Origin of the sequence: Nostoc sp. (assembly GCF_036918245.1) — a bacterium.
Taxonomy (GTDB): Bacteria; Cyanobacteriota; Cyanobacteriia; order Cyanobacteriales; family Nostocaceae; genus Nostoc.
The window spans coordinates 164245-183346 of record NZ_JBALEF010000054.1; the positions used below are offsets into that span (position 1 = coordinate 164245).

At 42.1% G+C, this 19102-nt stretch carries 11 protein-coding genes; 6 read left to right on the forward strand and 5 right to left on the reverse strand.

Annotated features, from left to right (window positions below):
• Positions 1-166: 166 nt before the first annotated feature.
• On the reverse strand, positions 167-2011 hold the full coding sequence (locus V7L12_RS14825; RefSeq protein ID WP_335085164.1) for a vWA domain-containing protein: 1845 nt from the start codon (positions 2009-2011) through the stop codon (positions 167-169).
• A 259-nt stretch (positions 2012-2270) separates the two neighbouring features.
• Between V7L12_RS14825 and V7L12_RS14830 the strand changes: the two genes are divergently transcribed.
• Together V7L12_RS14830 and V7L12_RS14835 are read left to right on the forward strand one after the other, a co-directional pair.
• The gene (locus tag V7L12_RS14830) at positions 2271-2630 is read left to right on the forward strand and encodes a Rieske (2Fe-2S) protein (protein ID WP_335085166.1); all 360 of its coding nucleotides are present in this window, start codon (positions 2271-2273) and stop codon (positions 2628-2630) included.
• A gap of 602 nt (positions 2631-3232) precedes the next feature.
• Entirely contained in the window at positions 3233-9100 is a 5868-nt protein-coding gene (locus V7L12_RS14835) for a PAS domain S-box protein (RefSeq protein WP_335085201.1), read from the forward strand.
• A gap of 146 nt (positions 9101-9246) precedes the next feature.
• On the opposite strand, the gene V7L12_RS14840 is transcribed toward V7L12_RS14835, so the two are convergent.
• The 3 genes from V7L12_RS14840 to V7L12_RS14850 form a co-directional block, all read right to left on the reverse strand.
• The gene (locus V7L12_RS14840; RefSeq protein WP_335085168.1) at positions 9247-10893 is read right to left on the reverse strand and encodes an ABC1 kinase family protein; all 1647 of its coding nucleotides are present in this window, start codon (positions 10891-10893) and stop codon (positions 9247-9249) included.
• A gap of 31 nt (positions 10894-10924) precedes the next feature.
• Positions 10925-11221, reverse strand: coding sequence for a membrane protein insertion efficiency factor YidD (gene yidD, locus V7L12_RS14845; protein ID WP_334825314.1), 297 nt, complete (start codon positions 11219-11221; stop codon positions 10925-10927).
• A gap of 78 nt (positions 11222-11299) precedes the next feature.
• Complete coding sequence (locus V7L12_RS14850; protein WP_335085170.1) at positions 11300-12364, reverse strand: mannose-1-phosphate guanylyltransferase; 1065 nt, start codon at positions 12362-12364, stop codon at positions 11300-11302.
• A 115-nt stretch (positions 12365-12479) separates the two neighbouring features.
• Between V7L12_RS14850 and V7L12_RS14855 the strand changes: the two genes are divergently transcribed.
• The 4 genes from V7L12_RS14855 to V7L12_RS14870 all read left to right on the forward strand — a co-directional run bounded on the left by V7L12_RS14855 (position 12480) and on the right by V7L12_RS14870 (position 15620).
• The gene (locus V7L12_RS14855) at positions 12480-14000 is read left to right on the forward strand and encodes an LCP family protein (protein WP_335085172.1); all 1521 of its coding nucleotides are present in this window, start codon (positions 12480-12482) and stop codon (positions 13998-14000) included.
• A gap of 126 nt (positions 14001-14126) precedes the next feature.
• The gene (locus tag V7L12_RS14860) at positions 14127-14633 is read left to right on the forward strand and encodes a pentapeptide repeat-containing protein (protein ID WP_335085174.1); all 507 of its coding nucleotides are present in this window, start codon (positions 14127-14129) and stop codon (positions 14631-14633) included.
• A 46-nt stretch (positions 14634-14679) separates the two neighbouring features.
• Positions 14680-15051, forward strand: coding sequence for a hypothetical protein (locus V7L12_RS14865; protein WP_335085175.1), 372 nt, complete (start codon positions 14680-14682; stop codon positions 15049-15051).
• A gap of 344 nt (positions 15052-15395) precedes the next feature.
• Positions 15396-15620 (forward strand): hypothetical protein, encoded by a 225-nt coding sequence (locus tag V7L12_RS14870; protein ID WP_335085179.1) that lies wholly within the window; start codon positions 15396-15398, stop codon positions 15618-15620.
• A 233-nt stretch (positions 15621-15853) separates the two neighbouring features.
• Here the strand turns inward: V7L12_RS14870 and V7L12_RS14875 are convergent, their stop codons facing one another.
• Complete coding sequence (locus V7L12_RS14875) at positions 15854-18871, reverse strand: GAF domain-containing sensor histidine kinase (protein ID WP_335085181.1); 3018 nt, start codon at positions 18869-18871, stop codon at positions 15854-15856.
• Positions 18872-19102 lie beyond the last annotated feature (231 nt).

Here is a 19102-nt window from a genome sequence, read left to right on the forward strand (position 1 = left end):
AAGTCAAAATAGATTGCCTTTTACTCTTTACTCTTTGATCCTGACAGTCTCAGTCAGCTAAGGCATATTTACTTGGCATCTTTTAAGGATTGGGGCATTGGGCATGGGGCATTGGGCATTGGGCATTAATTATTCTCCTCTGCTCCCCTGCTCCCCAGTCCCCAATTCAATTAGTAGTGGGTTGAACAAATCGCTTAATTTCACCACAGGCAATATAAGATTTGCCATCTGGTGCGGTTTTGACTTCATCAACCACGTAAAGTATTCCTTCCTCGCGAACCGAGCGCGGAAAACGCATGTTCCAATCCGGTTCATATCCGTCGGAAACCACCCTAGCACGTAGCTTGCTGCCATCTTTGACACACTGAACTAAAATGCTGTCTCCTACACTGTCAGTTGTGGAAAGATCGGCAGCACTGGCAGGGCCTTTGGAAGCTTTACCTGTGTTAGTTGGATGCGATTGTCTAGGGGCAACAAAGATATCTGTTTCACCGGGTTGAGCAAAACGGGTGATATTACCACGTACCCGATAGAAAGTGCGTTCGCTTGAGAGTTCCAGTCCTTCAACAACATAGCGTGCGCCCTCGGCACGAATAGCCCGGGGAAACTGGATGTTCTTGGTTGAATCGTAGCCTTCGGACATGACCTTGACCCGCAGTTTACCCCCTTCACGAACGCAATACAATTCAACACCTGAACCGACTTCATTCACAATCGGCATGGCGTACACTTCATCGCCAGCAGTGACACCGCGCCCCACCAAATCATTGCGATTGCGCGTCATCGTCTGGTAAGTCTGATCCCGCATCTCTTTACGTCCGGCATTACCTAGAGCTTTTTGGGCGATCCGACCTGCGAAATACTCAAGCTGATCGATCTCTTCAGCAATTTCAAAATTCTCGTTCAACCCTTTATCTCGCAAATCTTTCACAAGCGCCCGCAGAGTTTGTTCAGCTTCCTGATGCTTGCCATGTTCAGCGAGATTAAGTCCAGTCTCTTTGGCCTTAGCGATCGTCAGGCGACTCAGCTCAAGAATAATATGGCTCGTAGCAGCAAAAGCTGCTTCCTCAACAGTGCCAACTTTGGTGACGACATCGACTGTACCTGACACGCTTTGAATCAGGTCATTTTGCACAACATCAGCGCTGTAATGCAGTTTCATCACAGGTAACTCACCAACTCGAGCGTTTGATATCCCCAGACTCAAACCGAGAAGTTTGTCCTCACCCTCGTAAAGCTCTCCCAAGGTGATGACAGCTTGACTGGCGTCATTCTGGCTAACTTTAGCCAGACTTAAGGTATCAACCAGGCTGACACCATCTGCCAATTCAAGTGTCACCTTGAGGTTCTGTCCCACTACTGCTCTTAGACTATCTAGCTCAATACTAAACACTTCGGTTGCTTCATCGATGCTCTGAATGAAGTAGAAGTTGCCCGTGGCTGCCCTTGCCATCCCAATCAGCAGGTCTTCATTGAAACCCTGAGCAAAACCTAACGTAGTTGTGATAATGCCTTCTTCAGCTTTTTGCCCTGATGTCGCCGTCAGTATTTTGGGGTCTTGAATGCCCATATTGGCGTGACCATCGGTAAGCAGGAGAACACGGTTGATTTTTTGCGGATCAAGTCGCGTTTTCACGTGTTCGCAGCCTTTGAGCCATCCCCCCGATAAGTTGGTAATACCGCCTGCTCTCACCTTGCGGATGGAATTTTTCAGTGCGGCTTTGTTAGTCACAGACTGGGGTGGCACAACACTGTCCACTTCATCGTCGTAAACAACTACCGAGAGAATGTCATCAGGCTCAAGTTGATCTACCACAGACTCAGCCGCTTTGAGTGCGTGATGCAAGGGAGCGCCTGCCATAGAGCCGGAACGATCAATTACAAGCGAAAGGTTAAGGTTACGTCGAGGAGATTTAGCTATGTCAGCACGAAAACGTAGCAGAATATTAGTCTTTAATGAAGATCCTGCTGCGAGGATAGACTGGTCAAATTCGTAACTTGTCTTAATCATTTTTTATATCTCTGAGAATTGTCTGTTATCAGCTACAAGCCATGTAAGGCATAGACAGTAAGTGCTTTATTTAGTTTACCCAGAAATAAGTTTATTCAGTATAAAAATTGTACCTAATGTAATATTTTATAGTTATAACTTCTTGTCAGCTTAGACAAAGCCCGTCGTAGACATTCTCGACTCTCCAGTATTGAAAGGCGATCGCACTGGTCACTATTGCGGGAAACTGAAAGCAGATATATTAGGAGAGGAGAACCTAATGAGTTGGACTAAAGTTCTTGCAGTCGATGCACTTTCCCCAGGTGCGCGAGAAGTGGTGAAAGTTGGCAACCGGAAAATTTTGCTTTTGAATCACGAAAGTCAGCTTTATGCTGTAGATAACACTTGTCCTCACTTAAAATTACCGTTGAAAAGTGGGAAAATAACTGAGAATGGAGCAATTGTTTGTTCCTTCCATCACAGTGCTTTTGACCTGCGGACTGGTGAGGTAAAAGATTGGTGTTCTTGGCCACCTGGTGTAAGTAAGGTACTCTCGTTAGTTTCACAACCAAAGGCACTGCCAGTCTTTCCGATTCGTGTTGAAGAAGGCAGTATCTGGGTTGATGTGCAAGAGGAATAGCACCCTCTCCCTGAATTTACTGAAATAGTTCTAAGTAGAGCGACGTAAATAATTCAAGGTTTGTAGTGAGGACTGAAGTCCCCACTACGAACTTATCTCAAGATTTTTTACATTACTTAATCTACTTTGATTTATTCTCGCCTACTTACTTAAGTAAAAAAAAAACCCCAGCTAAACTCGTTGGCTGGGGTTTCTATCAAAATTTACCTATTTCAAAGATATAGGAATCATTGAATGAGAAAATAGAACGTCTTCTCAAGTAGTTTGAACACTTTGCTGTGATGTTATGTTGGGTTGTGTGTTGCCATTGCCAGGCGGATACTGGGAACGAGTCAAGCCTCATCAAGCTAGGTTTTTAGTACTTGTGTACACCGTAGCTTTGGCTGTTTGGGATTTTTCGGATTTAATTAAGTAATCAAGCGGACATAATATAAACAGTTATCCTGCTTTATCTGCAACTTTTATATACAGCCGGCACTGAAGTATGGTTGTAAGCGACGATGATTTTATTTACAATCTAGTGACAGAGTTTTGCTTTCTGATTTCATGTTCAGTTTTATTCAAGAAATTCTTCCTGATTGAAAATTAACTTAGTAACTGATATGGATGCTCAAAAAATCAAAATTTTATTAGTTGATGACAACTTAGAGAATTTACATTTTTTATCAGACATCCTTCAACACCAAGGTTATCAGGTAGAAAGTGTCATTTCTGGGCAATTGGCAATCAATACAGCACTCGCTTCTCCCCCAGATTTGCTTTTGCTAAATGTTCTAATTATAGAGAGGGATGCTTATGAAGTATGTCAATATTTGAAAGCTAACGATCAAACTCAAGAGATTTCGATAATTCTTTTCGGAATTTTCGATGATTTTTTTGAAAAAATAAACGTCTTAAATTTAGTCGATATTGACTATATTACTCAACCATTCCAAACTAAAGAAGTTTTATTACGCGTCCAAAATCAACTCACTCTCCAAAGACTGAAAAAACAGTTAAAAGAAAAAAAATCCCAACTGCAACAGGAGATTAAAGAGCGTCAACGGATTACAGTTGAGTTAAATATTCGCAACAGACAAATAGAAGATATTTTTAAAGAAATTCCCGTTAGCATTAGCAAAGCCTTTTGTAGAGAAGTTTATCAAAGCGAACGCCTTGTAGTCGAAGCCGCCCTCAAGAAGAGTGAAAGTCAGTATCGGCTCCTCGTGGAGACATCCCAGGACATGATCTGGTCGGTGGACATTGATGGACTAATTACCTTTGTCAATCCCGCAGTCAAGCAGATTTATGGCTACGAACCCCAAGAAATGATCGGGCGTGCCTTAATTGATTTCATCTCACCTACACAAGTTGCTCAAGATAAAGTAGCCTTTGAGCGTGTTCTTCAGGGAAAGTCTATCTTCCAGCATGAAACTACCTGTGTAGCTAAAGACGGTACCTTACTTTATCTAATGTTGAATGCGATCGCATTACGCAACGAAGAGGGTCAGGTTATAGGCATGACAGGCACTGCGAGTAATATTACGCAGCGTCGAGGAGTAGAAAAATTACTCCAAGAAAGCGCGATTAAGCTCCGCAATCATAACCTCGTGCTAACACAATTGGCACAAAATCAAACGCTTTATCAGGGTGATTTGAAAGCAGCTTTGAGTAAAATCACAGAAACAGCTGTCAAAAATATTGGCATGGAACGAGCTAGTGTCTGGCTGTATGACGAAACAGGCATAAAAATCCAGTGTTTTGATCTATTTGAGGGCAGTTACAATCAACATAGCGAAGGACTTTTCTTATCAGTGGGAGACTATCCAGTTTATTTTGCAGCTTTGCAGCAAGACCAACCAATCGCCGCAGATGATGCTCATACCGATCCCAGAACTAAAGAATTTTCTGCGTCTTACTCAAGATTAAACATCACCTCTATACTCGATACACCCATTAGGCTGGAGGGAAAGACCGTAGGAGTTTTATGTCTGGAGGCAGTGGGAGTTACTCATCATTGGACGCTAGAAGACCAAAATTTCGCTCGCTCTCTGGGCAATTTAGTATCCTTGGTATTGCAGGCAAAAGAACGCCAACGCGCAGAAGCAGCGCGACGCGCTTCTGAAAAAAAGTTAGCATCAGCTTTTCGGTCATCTCCCGACCCAATTGCCTTAATTACTGTTCCCAACAAACGCTACATCGAAGTAAACGACAGCTTTTGTCGGTTTTTTGGTTATTCTCGCTCTCAAGTGATCGATCGCACCGATGAAGAATTAAATATTTGGGTGAATCCAGAAGAATATAATTTTTTCACCCACATCCTGCAACAAGCAAAAGCCATCCGCAACTATGAGATTGATGTCTGCACTTTTGCAGGAGAAATCAGGACAACACTGTTGAGTGCAGAAATGATTGAGATTGATGGGCAATGGTACGTACTGGGAACCGCAAAAGATATTACTGAACGCAAGCAGGCAGAAAATGAAAGCCGTTTGTTACTGTTGACAACCCAAGCTATTACTCGCGCCAGTGATGTCAACAGCGCCTTAACAGTGGTCTTGCGCTTAATTTGTCACACCATTGGCTGGAATTTTGGTGAAGCATGGATACCTAATGAAGATAGGACTGTTTTAGAACACAGTCTGGGCTGGTACGGTGAGGAGAGCAGTTTAGAAGAATTCTGCCACCAGAGCCAAACTGTGAAATTTGCTCTGGGAGTAGGATTACCAGGAAGAGTTTGGCAAAACCAAGAACCAGAATGGATAGAAGATGTTTCTAAAGTTACACAACCAGTTTTCTTGCGATCGCTACAAGCAGCAAAGGTGGGATTAAAAGCTGGTTTTGGTGTTCCCATACTGGCTGGGAACCAAGTATTAGCTGTTTTAGTATTTTTTAAACGTAGCTCAGTATTGGTAGATCGGCGTTTGCTCTTGCTAGTCAGTGCTGTTGCTGCTCAATTGGGTGGGTTGATTGAGCGCAAAACCCTAGAACAAGAACTAGCACTCAGAGAAGCTCGTCTCAATGCCTTTTTTAGCAGTGCTCCCGTCGGCATGAATATTGTAGATAACCAGCTGCGATTTGTGCAGATCAACCAACTGCTAGCGGAGATTAATGGATTACCCCAGCAAGATCATATTGGCAAGACCATCCATGAAGTCTTACCCCACATCGCCCCTTTAATGCAACCAATTTATCAACAGGTTCTGATAACTGGTCAACCCATTCTCAATCAAGAATTAAGCGGCGCATCAATTAAACAACCAGATATTATCCGCCACTTCTTAGCTTCTTATTTTCCGATTGTTGGTGAAGACGATCGCCCCTCTGGTGTCGGCACAGTTTTAGTAGAAATTAGCGAACTGCAAGCAGCGTTGCGCGAACGCAAACGCGTCGAACAAGAAATACGTTTAGCCAACGAACGCCTACAATATCTGCTCACCTCTAGCCCTGTAGTCATTTATAGCAGCAAAACATCAGAGGATTTTAGCACTACTTTTATCAGTGAAAACGTTAAAGAAATGGTGGGCTACGAAGCGCAGGAATTTATCGATCATTCCAGTTTCTGGCTCCATCACGTCCACCCACAAGATATTGAACTCATCTCGGAAAAATTTTCCCGCCTTGTTGAGCAAGAGTACATTTCCTATGAATACCGCTGGTTACACGCTGACGGAACTTATCACTGGTTCTACGAAAAGATGAGGTTAATTCGTGACGAAGCTGACTACCCTATAGAATGCGTTGGTTATTGGGCAGACATTAACGATCGCAAATTGGCAGAACTAGCTTTGCAGTCAGGTCAGCAACGATATCAACTACTAGCAGAAGCCTCACCAGCTTGTATATTTCATACTGATGTAGATGGCAATGTTTTATATTTTAATCAACGCTGGAGTGAAATTACTGGATGTAGTTTAGAAGATTCTCTGGGAACAGGTTGGGCAAATGCCGTACATCCAGACGACCGCGAACAGCTATTGTTGGCATGGAATCAAGCAACAGCTGCTAAGTCAACCTATAAATACGAACATCGTTTCTTGCATGATGATAGTACAGTCGTCTGGGTAATTTGTCAGGCTTTGCCAGAATTTAGAGATAATGGAGAACTTAAAGGCTACATCGGTACAATTACAGATATTACCGAGAGAAAATTGGCAGAAGAAGCCTTGCGTGAGAGTGCAGAGCGAGAAAGAGCGATCGCTCAAGTGATTCAAAGAATGCGCCAAACACTGGATTTAGAGACGATATTTGCGGCTACAACCGAAGAATTACGCCAAGTACTCAACTGCGATCGGGTTGTTGTCTATCGTTTCAATCCCGACTGGAATGGGGAATTTGTTTCTGAATCAGTGGGTAACGATTGGATTTCTCTCATAGAAGAACACAACAATGACCCTCATCTCACAGAAGGTGTTTTACAAGATGGGCGTTGCCTAGCGAAAATTTTAGATAGCGGGGATAACCAGGTGGAATATCCCGATCTGCAAGTAACCCCAGGTGCAAGTTTCATCTGTGTCCCAGACATTTACAACGCTGAGTTTCATCCTGCTTATATCAACCTCTTAGAGCGCTTTCAGGCTAAAGCCTACATTATTGTTCCGATTTTACATGGTAGTCAGCTTTGGGGATTACTAGCGAGTTATCAAAATTCCGATCCCCGCCAATGGAAACCAGGAGAAATCAACATCGTAGTTCAAATTGGCAATCAGTTGGGTGTTGCTTTACAGCAGGCACAATTGCTAGCGCAAACTCAAAGGCAGTCACAAGCATTGCAAGAAGCTGTGATCGTTGCTGATGCTGCTAACCGTGCCAAAAGCGAATTCCTTGCCAACATGAGTCACGAACTGCGTACCCCACTCAACGCCATCCTTGGTTTTACCCAAGTCATGAGCCACGATCATGATTTATCAACTGAACATCAGCAAAATCTAGCAATTATCAATCGTGCTGGCGAACATCTCCTGAATTTAATCAACGATATTTTGGAAATGTCTAAAATCGAAGCTGGCAGAATAACCTTAAATCTCAACAGTTTTGACTTAATTCGCCTCTTGGAAAACCTCGAAGAGATGTTGCGCTTCCGCGCCACCTCCAAAGGATTGGAATTGTTCTTTGAATATACATCTCACCTTCCCCAGTACATCCAAGTTGACGAAAGTAAACTGCGTCAAGTCTTGCTTAACCTCTTGGGAAATGCAATCAAATTTACCGATACTGGAAGGGTGACGCTGCGAGTGGGGATGGGGACTAGGGACTGGGGAGCAGAGGAGCTGGGGAGCAGAGGAGCAGAGGAGCAGAGGAGAATAATTAATCCCCAACTTCCAATGCCCAATGACGCCAGTTGCTTCAACGGAGGGAACCTCCGCAACGCACTGGCTCCCCAATGCCCAATGACGCCAGTTGCTTCTCCTGTCGGAGACGCTGCGCGAACAACGGATAGCGTAGCGTTAGCGAGTAATCGAGCGTCGGGAACCTCCGCAACGCACTGGCTCCCCAATGCCCAATCCCTAACCTTCGAGATACAAGATACTGGTCGCGGTATTGCCCCACAAGAAATTGACTTGCTATTTGAAGCTTTTGGGCAAACTGAAACCGGAAGAAAATCGCAACAGGGAACAGGACTAGGTTTAGCAATTAGCCGCAAATATGTGCAACTAATGGGAGGAGATATTAGCGTCACCAGCACTATTGGCGAGGGAAGTAAATTTGCTTTTGATATTCAAATTGGTCTAGCCGCAGCCAGCGAAATCCAGATTAAACAAACTAGACCCCAAGTTATTAGTTTAGCGCCTGCTCAAAGTGAATACCGTATTTTAGTGGTTGATGACTCCACAGACAGCCGTTTAGTGCTAATGAAAATTCTGACATCCATCGGTTTTGCAGTCCAGGAAGCAATAAATGGCATCGAAGCGATCGCACTTTGGCAGACATGGCAACCACATCTAATCTTAATGGATATGCGGATGCCAATTATGGACGGCTACGAAGCCACAAAAGTTATTAAAACTAGAGAAGAAACCTCAACCCAAAATACCGAATCCCAAATCCCCAATTGGAAGACCATTATTATTGCCTTAACTGCTAATGCTTTTGAGGAACAACGAGAGGCAATAATCAAAGCTGGTTGTGATGATTATATTAACAAGCCTTTCCGCGAAGAAGAATTACTAGAAAAGTTGAGCGAATATTTGGGAGTTCAATATATTTATCAAGAAGAAAGCTATCAGCTAACAAACCTAAAACAACAAAGACCAAAATCAATATTGACGCTCACGGATTTAGTGACTCTATTATCTGAAATGTCGCCTGAATGGGTAAAACAGGTATACACTGCCGCAGCTCAATGTAGTGATGACCTGATTTTAGAATTGATTGAGCAAATCCCTTCAGAAAATGCTGTACTGCAAAATTTTATCAAGAATTTAGCTCATGATTTTCAGTTTGAGAAAATTATGGAATTGACGAGTATTGCAGGAGTATTATCTAGTTAATAACAGTTTGAGCAAAAGCAGCAATGTAAATCGATAAAGCAGAATTCATTAAATTTTAGATTTTAGACTTTGGCGTGAGCGCTCAGTCGAACGCTTTTTGCTTCAATTTAAAATCCAAAATTTAAAATTCAAAATTTAAAATGGTTTTACCGTAAACGTCCCGATCGCAATGTACTAATAATTAACCACAAACCCAATAAACTAGCGACTGCAAACAGGATAGTACTTAAAAAAGATAGCTGAGTTGTCTGCGCTCTGGTGGAAATAATTGCCGCACCCATAATCAACGAACCCACTAAAATACTAAAAGATAGTCGGTTAGCGGCATCGTCCATAGTGCGCCGCACACCATCTAATCCCCGCAGCGAGAGATTCCACTGTAAGGTTTCTGAGGTAACTCGGTCTAATAAGAGTTCGATTTGGCGGGGAGATTGGAGAGACAGACTTTTAATATCCAAGGCGGTCCGTAATAGTGATCGCACTGGATTATCCCCTACTAGCTGCCGACGAAACAAGTCTGTAATTAATGGTTTGACTTCATCAAAAAAATTAAGTTCTGGGTTGAATGTCCGCGCTACCCCTTCTAAATTCGCTAGGGTTTTGGCATACAAACCCATATTACTAGGCAACTTAATTTTATTGTTGCGGGCAACTTGTAAAACTTCATAAATTATCTGACTGAAGTTTATTTGCGTGAGGCTGACATTATGATACTTACGTAACATGCGATCGTAATCATTTTCTAACCGCGACAAAATTACTGGTTGAGCAGAATCTGATAGCTGCAAAGTTAACTGAGCGCACCTTTGAGCATCTAAATCAACGATCGCTAGCAACATTTCCGTTAATATCTGCTGTGTACGCGGATCGAGTCTTCCCACCATGCCACAATCTAAGAGGGCAACACGACCATCTTTGAGATAAAACAAGTTTCCTGGATGGGGATCGGCGTGAAAAAAGCCATCAATATATAGTTGCTGGAAAAATACCCGAAATAACAAAGTAGTTATTTCTTTACGCTTTTCGGCAGGATCTTTAACGTTGGGGTCATTATCCAAATCCGCCGCTAGGAACGGTATCCCATCGAGCCATTCCATTACCAGTAATTTTGGTGTGGTCAATTCCCAGTTAATTTCCGCAACCACTATTTGTGTGGGATCGTACCAGCGACTTTTAGATAAATTGCGTCGCAGTTGGTCTGTAAAACCCGCTTCCCGTGTAAAATCTAACTCGGCTTCTAAGGCTTTGGTAAATTCTTCGGCGGTAGATTTGATTTCGTAGGTTTGCCCAAACTCAGTCCGCGCCACTAAATCGGCAATACCTTGAATTAAAGCAATATCTTGGGCAATAGTAATATCAATTCCCGGACGTTGCACTTTCAAAGCGACTTCTCGACCGTCTGCTAGTGTAGCTCGATGTGTCTGGGCAATCGATCCGGCTGCGACTGGGATCGGGTTAACTGTGCTGAAGGTTTCTGCTAGTGAAAGTTTTAATTCTTTACGGAGGATTATTTCTATCTCTGACCAAGGAACTGGCGGTACTTCGTCTTGTAGAGTTGACAATTCCTCAATATAGGAGGCGCTCAGTAAGTCGGGGCGGGTAGAGAGTAGCTGGCCAAGTTTGACGTAAACTGGCCCCAAGTCTACCAGGATATTTTTTAAAACCGCAGGTGTTGGAAGTTGAGGTTCATCAGCTTTGCCACCCGTAAGTAACCTTCGCATATAGTCCCAGCCATTGCGAAGGAAGACTTCCAGGATTTCTCGTTGACGGGGAACAGTTTGGGTGAGGAACATTTTTGTAAAAAACTGCAAAGAGGCAGAGGAGTTAAAGAGGTAAACAGCAGGGGATGACAATACAACGGAAATCGGCTCTAGTTTTGATGCTTGTTAAAGTGTTGCTAGCTGCCGCACATTCTTGAAATCTTTTTATGGATGATTGTACGGCTTGGTGGAGCTTCTGTTCACTCAGCATCCGTTTGACGTAGTTTGAGCAGGAATCCCCACCGTGTAATAAGCGATGGGAACAAGAAAAACCTTTGGACGGAGAAATATATTTTTGATAGGCAGTAATAGAATCGATTGCCATTGTCTTGGCCAGAGGCTCAAAGCTAATAATGTCCATAACTGTCAGATAAAATAACAGACAGTCAAGTTATAATGGGAAAATAGACTTTTTCGCCTCTGCCAAGGGTTCTAACTTTTATAGCAGGTCGGTAAATCGGGAATCGCTTTGGAGAATTTTAAGGATCTGCTTGATTTCCTGGGTACGTTCTTTTTTGACAACGAGGGTGATATTGCGATCGCGCACAATCACCACATCCTCTAAACCAATAGTAACAACTACATCCTCTGGATTTGAGGCGTAAATAATTGCCCCTTGCGTATCTAAACCTACGTGAGTAGCGAGTTCCACATTGGGAGTATCTTCCGTTTTCAGTAAACGTTCGATTGCATTCCAATCTCCTAAATCATCCCAACCAAAATCAACTGGCAAAACGTATGCTAGAGTGGTCTTTTCCATTAACGCATAGTCTATACTCTTCTTAGGCAACTGGGGATAGATATCAGGACCATGTTGTTCTAAAGGTTCGATAATTTCTGGAGCATGGGTATATAGTTCCTTGAGAACAACCCCTGCCCGAAAAACGAACATTCCACTATTCCAGCTAAAGCGTCCCGTAGATAAAAAAGTCTCTGCCGTTTCCCGGTCGGGCTTTTCAGTAAAACGGTTCACGTGATAAGCTGGCAACTCATTAAAGCTACCTATTTTTTCACCTTGCTCAATGTAGCCGTAACCGGTTGATGGAAAAGTCGGCTTGATCCCCAGTGTAACGATCGCTGCTGTGCTTGTTGCCAGTTGCGTAGCTGCATTTAATGTGTGTGCAAACGCCTCTTGGTCAGCAATCCAGTGGTCAGCAGGGAAAAAGCCAATCACAGCGTCTTCTCCATAGCGCTGTTTGATTTCTAAACTTGTCCAAGCAACGGCTGCGGCAGTGTCTCTTCCTTCCGATTCAATCAGCAAGTTTTCAACTGGTAAATCGGGTAGTTGTTGTCTTACGCCTTCAGCTATCTGACTAGAAGTGATAACCCACAAGGAATCCCAACCGCCACCGAGTTCAATCAATCGATCGGCGGTTGCTTGTAATAGACTTCTAGAGCTACCATCAAGACTTAAAAATTGCTTGGGTCGGTCTTTGCGGCTCAGGGGCCAAAAACGTTCACCTTTACCACCAGCTAGGATTACGGGGAACAATAAAGTATTCATGTTGTCATACACGCCTACCGAAGAACATTACAAGTTTACAGTGAGCTTTTCCACTGGCAATATTTGTAGCTTGGATTAACATACTTTTAGGGAGTGGTTGAGTGGGGAGATAATTGTGATAAAACAAGTCGAATGGTCGGAAAATCCGGTTACGTCTCAACAAGTAGTAGAGTTTGAAAGTGACGTGCGATCGTCGCAACTTCAACGGACAGAAAATCAAGTAACGCCAGCACCAGTAGCCGACTCAGAGGAGGAGGTTGAACTAAACCAGCCAGCGAATCCGAACCACCGTAGCGTCGTCGAATCTGTGGGCGCGATTCCCAATCAGCTTTCAGAGAGACTGGGCTTAACCATGCCTCGATGGCTGTTATGGTTTATGACGGTTGTCATTGGCATCATCTTATCTGGGCTGCTGGTGTCAACGTTAGCGCTGTGGACTCCTTTATGGAGCAATCTAGATCGAACAGATGAAGATTTAGGAACTACTGCTAAAGACGAAGTAAAAATCCCATTACCAGGGGAGTTATGGGGCAAACTCTCCCAGTACAAGCTTTCACGTCCGATGAATATTTTAATCATGGGGATTGAACCAGTCAGCGGTACTGTTGATGGCTCACCAGAAAGCTTTGCAGGCAAAAGCGACTCCATGCTACTGGTACGACTTAACCCTAGTGAAAAATCTGTACGGGTGCTTTCCATTCCCAGAGATACGATGATCGCCATCCCCGAAAAGGGAGAAAAGGGATTAACTAAGGTATCTGATGCCAATGCCAAAGGTGGCCCAGTCTTGGCAGCACGGGTAGTTAGCCGTACCTTAAATAACGCCCCCATCGATCGTTACATCCGTATTTCTACCAGCGGCTTACGGCAGTTAGTCGATCAGTTAGGCGGTGTAGAAGTCTTTGTTCCTCAATCAATGACATATAAAGACTCCAGCAGTCGGCTGTCGATTAATTTAGTCAGTGGCTGGCAAACCCTTAATGGCGAACAAGCAGAACAGTTTGCCCGATTCCGCGAACCAGGTTTGGGAGATTTGCCGAGAGTGCAGCGTCAGCAAGCACTAACAGCAGCTCTGCTGCAACGCTTAAATAGTCCTACCGTCTTACCCAGGTTGCCTCAATTAACTCGCCTAATGCGAAAATATTTTGATACCAACCTGAAGATGGAAGAAATGATGGCGTTGGTCAATTTCGGACTCAACCTAGATCGGGATAATTTCCAAATGACTGTGTTGCCTGGTACCTTTAGCCGCTTTAGCAAAGACCCTGATAGCTATTGGCTGAATATGACTGGACAACAGAGCCTGTTGAATGATTATGTTGGGGTAAATGTACCTGGTCTAAAGCCAGATATGCGTCAAGTTCCTAACCTCAAAATTGCTATTCAAAATGCTTCAAATCAACCTCAGCTAACTGAAAAAGTTATTGCTTATCTCAAACAGAAAGGCTTTAATAATATTTACAAAGTGCCTGATTGGCCAGATACCCAACGTCAAACTCAGATTATTGTCCAAAAAGGCAACCGACGAGTTGGGGTTGATTTGCAAAAAGTCTTAGGCTTGGGTCAAATTGAGGTGTCTGCCATTGGTGATTTAGAATCCGATCTGACAATCCGCATTGGGAAAGATTGGAAATAGGCAAGAGTCATTAGTCATTAGTTATTGCTTAAATGACAAAGCGCAAAGTCTGAGCGGAGGTTTCCTCCGCTCAGAACTTTGTAAGAGAGGACTAATGACAAAGGACTACTGACAAATAATAAAGTTATGAAAAAGATTTTACTGCGCTTTTTAGGTTTGATTGTGATTTTACTACTAGCCTTTGGGTGGATAATACTTAATCTCAAACCGGCTTTTGCTCAATTAAACACAATTAATTACAACAATATAAATTTAGAAAATCGTGACTTTTCTCATGCTGATTTAGCAGGTGTAACTTTTGTCGCGGCAGAAATGCGGGGGACGAATTTTCAAGGAGCGAATTTAACCAACGCAATTCTGACTAAAGGAGTTTTATTAAAGGCAAATTTGGAAGATGCGAACTTGAGCGGCGCTTTAGTTGATCGCGCCACTATGGATGGTGCTAACCTGAAAAATGCTATCTTTACTGAAGCAACTTTAACACGCAGCCGCTTTTACGATGCTGATGTCACTGGTGCTGATTTTACCGATGCTTTAATTGACCGCTATCAAGTGTCGCTGCTGTGTGAACGAGCCGATGGCGTAAATCCAGTTACGGGTATGTCAACGCGAGATAGTTTGGGTTGTAGGTAAAGAATCTCCGCGTTGAGCATAAAAACAGAGACATTTTTGCGAAAAAATGGAAAATACAAATTCTTTATTAAACTATGTATTATTAGCTATCGATTTGATTTTAATTTGGGATTTGGTCAGAGATAAAAATATACAACTTTATGAGCAAACACAAAATAAGCTTAAGTTTATTGTTAAACCGAAGTTACTTAGATTTATTGGGTTCTTTATTGGACAAATAGGTATAATTTATTTATATGCTATTTTTATGTTTCTACCTGTCACACAACTTGATTGTAAGCGTGTTTTACAAAATATAGATACTTCAAATATTCAGCAAAAGTCATCAAAAATTATATGTCAACTGATAGAATTTGATTTTTTTGGTTATCAAAAAAGCCAAAAACAAATTTCTGGATTAATTGGAAGTCGTTTATAAAAACAAACTACAACTGATAAAGAGGGAAAAATAATATATAAATATCAAGTTCAGTTATTAACTAAAACAGAAAGTATTCTGTTTAGACGAACTACTTACAGTGATTATTTTTCCGAAGAAGCGGAGTTTATCATATTAAAAATTAAGAATTTCTTAGTACAACCTTTAAAAAAAGTTTAGTAGTTAAGCAAGATGATACTTTAGTCGGCTACGCTGCAATTGGCATAATCATATTTTGTTTATTATTAGGTTTATTAATTATAGCGTCAGGTTCATTTATCGACTTTAATTTTGATAAAGAGTCAAATAGCTTAAATATCAGCCGCTATAAATGGTTTGGAAAATTGGGAAAAGTAGTTTTGGTGTATTCGTTGAATGAAATTGTTGATATTAAAGTTAAAAGCTTTAATTCTGGCGAACATATCACAGATCCTCGAGTTACCTTAATTTTAGAATCTGGTGAAAGCGTACTTTTGATTGGTTCCTATGATTCTGGGGGCTATAGTTCTGGGTTTGAAGAGAAACAAGAAATAGTTAAGACGATCAAAAGTTTTCTCGCTTCAAATTAGTAGCTGTTTATACTAATTCTGCCACTTTCTCAACATCAACTCTGCGATCGCATCCCAAAAAACGTCCCAAACTATAAATAAAATAAATTATTATATTGATTCAAGCGTTGGTGCATTAGTCTAATGGCGTAACGCAATGGTAGTTATGATGCCTTGGGGGAGCGGAGGAAACCTCTACTTATCCTGGCTCCCCTATTTAAGATTGACTGAGAATTGTCAAAAATCAGTAGCCTCTAATTACTGCTGGGAATTTCAATTAAAAACTCTGTTCCTTCTCCTGGTTTAGACGAACATTTCATTTGACCATGATGTTTCTCAACTACTATTTGATGGCTAATAGACAATCCTAACCCCGTACCTTTACCTGGTGCTTTGGTAGTGAAGAAGGGATCAAATATATGCGATCGCGCCTCTTCTGGAATCCCAAGACCATTATCAGCTATTCTAATTACAATCTGGTCATGAACGGCTTGGGTACTAATCCAGATAGTCAAGGGTATTTTCGGACACGTTTGTAATAATTTTAAATATCTTTGCTGTATAGTGTCAAACTTTTCCTCTAATGCATCAATACTATTACTCAAAAGATTCATAAACACTTGATTTAATTGCGCGGGATAGCATTCGAGCAAAGGTAAATTATCATATTGTTTAACAATCTCAATAGCTGGGCGTTCATTATTGTTTTTAAGGCGATGCCCTAAAATTAGCAAAGTACTATCCAAGCCTTCATGAATATCTACTGGCTTCAATTCAGCCTCATCTGTACGAGAGAAATTTCGCAGTGATAGCACAATATCACAAATCCGCTCTGTTCCTACTTTCATTGACTCAAGGGTTTTGGGTAAATCTTCGATGAGAAAGTCCAAATCACTCTTGTCGATTTGCTCTTGGATAGTTGGCAATATTGAGGAGCTTTGACGGTAAAGTTTCACTACTTTTAGCAGTTCTTGAGTATATTCACTTAAATGGATAAGATTGCCAAAAATAAAACTGATAGGATTGTTGATTTCATGGGCAACTCCAGCGAGTAGTTGTCCTAATCCAGCCATTTTTTCACCCTGAATTAACCTGGTTTGAGTTTGTTTTAATTCTTGCAAGGTTTGAGTAAGTTCTAAGGTTTGACGTTTAGTTTGCTCGAGTAATTCTGCTTGCTGAATCGCAATTCCTAATTGCACCCCAACTTGAGCCAGTAAATTAATTTCTTCCTCTTTCCAATAACGCGGTTGCGAATTTTGATAAGCAACTAATAATCCCCATAATTTTTCACCTTCCCGAATCGGAACAAAGGTTTCGTTACGTGGAAGTTCGTTATCGTCGTCGGTGTCCTCAAAAGTTTCTATAATCATTGGTTGGTCTTGTACAACAGGTTTCCAACCATCTTTAAAGGAATCTGCTACAAATTTACCGCTCCAATCTGGGTTGAAGCGGTAAATTGCAACTCGCTCGACTTCAAGTAACTCTCGTACAGCGTGAGTAGTGGTTCTAAAAATAGTTTTAATATCGAGTGACTGGCGGATTTTATCAATGGTTGCAGCCAGCAGTTCTTGCCGTTCCATTGCTTTTTCGCGTTCAGTAGCTTCTGCTAACTGGACAACCTGCATTTGAACTTGCTTTAAATAAGAATCCTGTTTTAATGCGACTCCCAATTGTTCGGCTATTTGACTGGTAAATTCAATTTCAGAGGGTTGCCAATAACGAGGAGCGGTGCATTGGTGAATACACAACAATCCCCAAAGTTCACCTTTTTTCAATAGAGGTGCGACCATATTTGCCCGCACTTGAAATTTTTCTAGGATTTGGACGTAGCAACTGGGGAACTTTCCTTGATAAATGTCAGCGATCGCATTTACTCGACCTTGGGCGTAAAGGTGTGCAAAGTCTTCACCGAAGCAATAATCATAAACTTTTTCTGCCATTATCGAGTTACACTCAGGTACAAAATCCTCAGAAATAAATTCTCCTTCCCAATCTTTTTGCGGGTCAAAACGAAAGACTGCCACTCGGTCTGCTTGCAGCATTTGCCGGGCCTCGGTGACAGTAGTCTGGAAGATTGTATCTAAATCTAGGGACTCCCGAATTCGAGTAATCACACTAGTTAATGTCTTTTGTTGCTCTGCTTGGTACTGAGCGTATGCCAGCAACTTATGGTGTCGCACTGCTACACCAATTTGTGTACCGATTTTGCTCAGTGATTCGACTTCATAAGATTGCCACTCTCTGGGTGAGACATTTTGGTAGGCAGCGATGATTCCCCAAAGTTGATCTCCTTGGAGAATAGGGGCAGTAGCAAAGGCTTTTGCCTGAAATTGTTCCAACAGAGTTACATGGCAGTTTGTTAATCCGGCTTGGTAAATGTCATTGGCTGTAAATGTCTGGTTATTAACGTAACGTCCGCCTTGCGTCTGTTGTAAATAAGTATCAGCGATCGCAGGCTGAACGCTAACTAAAGGAGTGCAGCCTTCTGCAAATGATTCAGCAACAAAGTTACCACTCCAATCGGGATTGAAGCTAAAGATGGCAACTCGGTCAGCTTGCAACAGCTTGCGTATTTCTTGAGTTGTGGTTTTAAAGATAGTTTCAATATCAAGGGGTGAGCGAATTTCATCGACAATTTTAGCTATTACTTGGTCGCGCTGAACTGCTTGAGCCAATTTTGCAGCTTGCAATTGGACTTCATGGAGATGCTTTGCTTGTTGGATCGCAACGACAAGATGATCAGCAATTTGACGAATAAACTCAATTTCCGATTCTTTCCAGTCACGAGCCTCACTGCACTGATGAATGCAAAGCAATCCCCACAGTTCCTTCTGGCGCGATAGAGGGACAACGAGGTTGGCCTGTACCTGAAATTTACTCAAAATTGCCACATGGCAATCACTCAGTCCCGCCTTGTAAATATCTGCTACTGCTTGCACTCGACCTTGTTGATGACTGGCAGCAAATTGTTCTCCAAAGCAATGGTCGTAAACTTTTACTGCCATTGCTGAGTCCCAGCCAATCGCAACATCTTCAGAAACAAATTCTCCCTCCCAGTTTTGTTCACGGTCGAACTGGAAAACTGCTACTCGGTCAGTATTTAGCAACTGACGCACTTGTGTAACAGTCGTTTGAAAAATTGTTTCTAAGTCAAGAGACTCCCGAATTCGGACAATTACACTCGCCAAAGCCTTTTGTTGCTCTAGTTGCTCTTGAAGTTGAGCGCTGGACAAGAGAAGTTGATTTTCCGTAAAATTTGAATTGGCTTCCATTGCTCTGGATTATGTAGTTTTTATACAAAGGTTCCTCATACCAAACTTCATAGGGTTAAAAGGTGTCAAAAGTATGACAAACTGCAAATCAAATTTTTACAGTGTTCAACTATTTCCCAGAAGATGGTTATTGTTATAGTTCCCCTTTCTCGATCTATCCTCGTAATGAGTTAAAAAATAATTTTTGGCTTGTACACAACAAAGGAAATGATTAAGTTAGTGTTGCAGGGA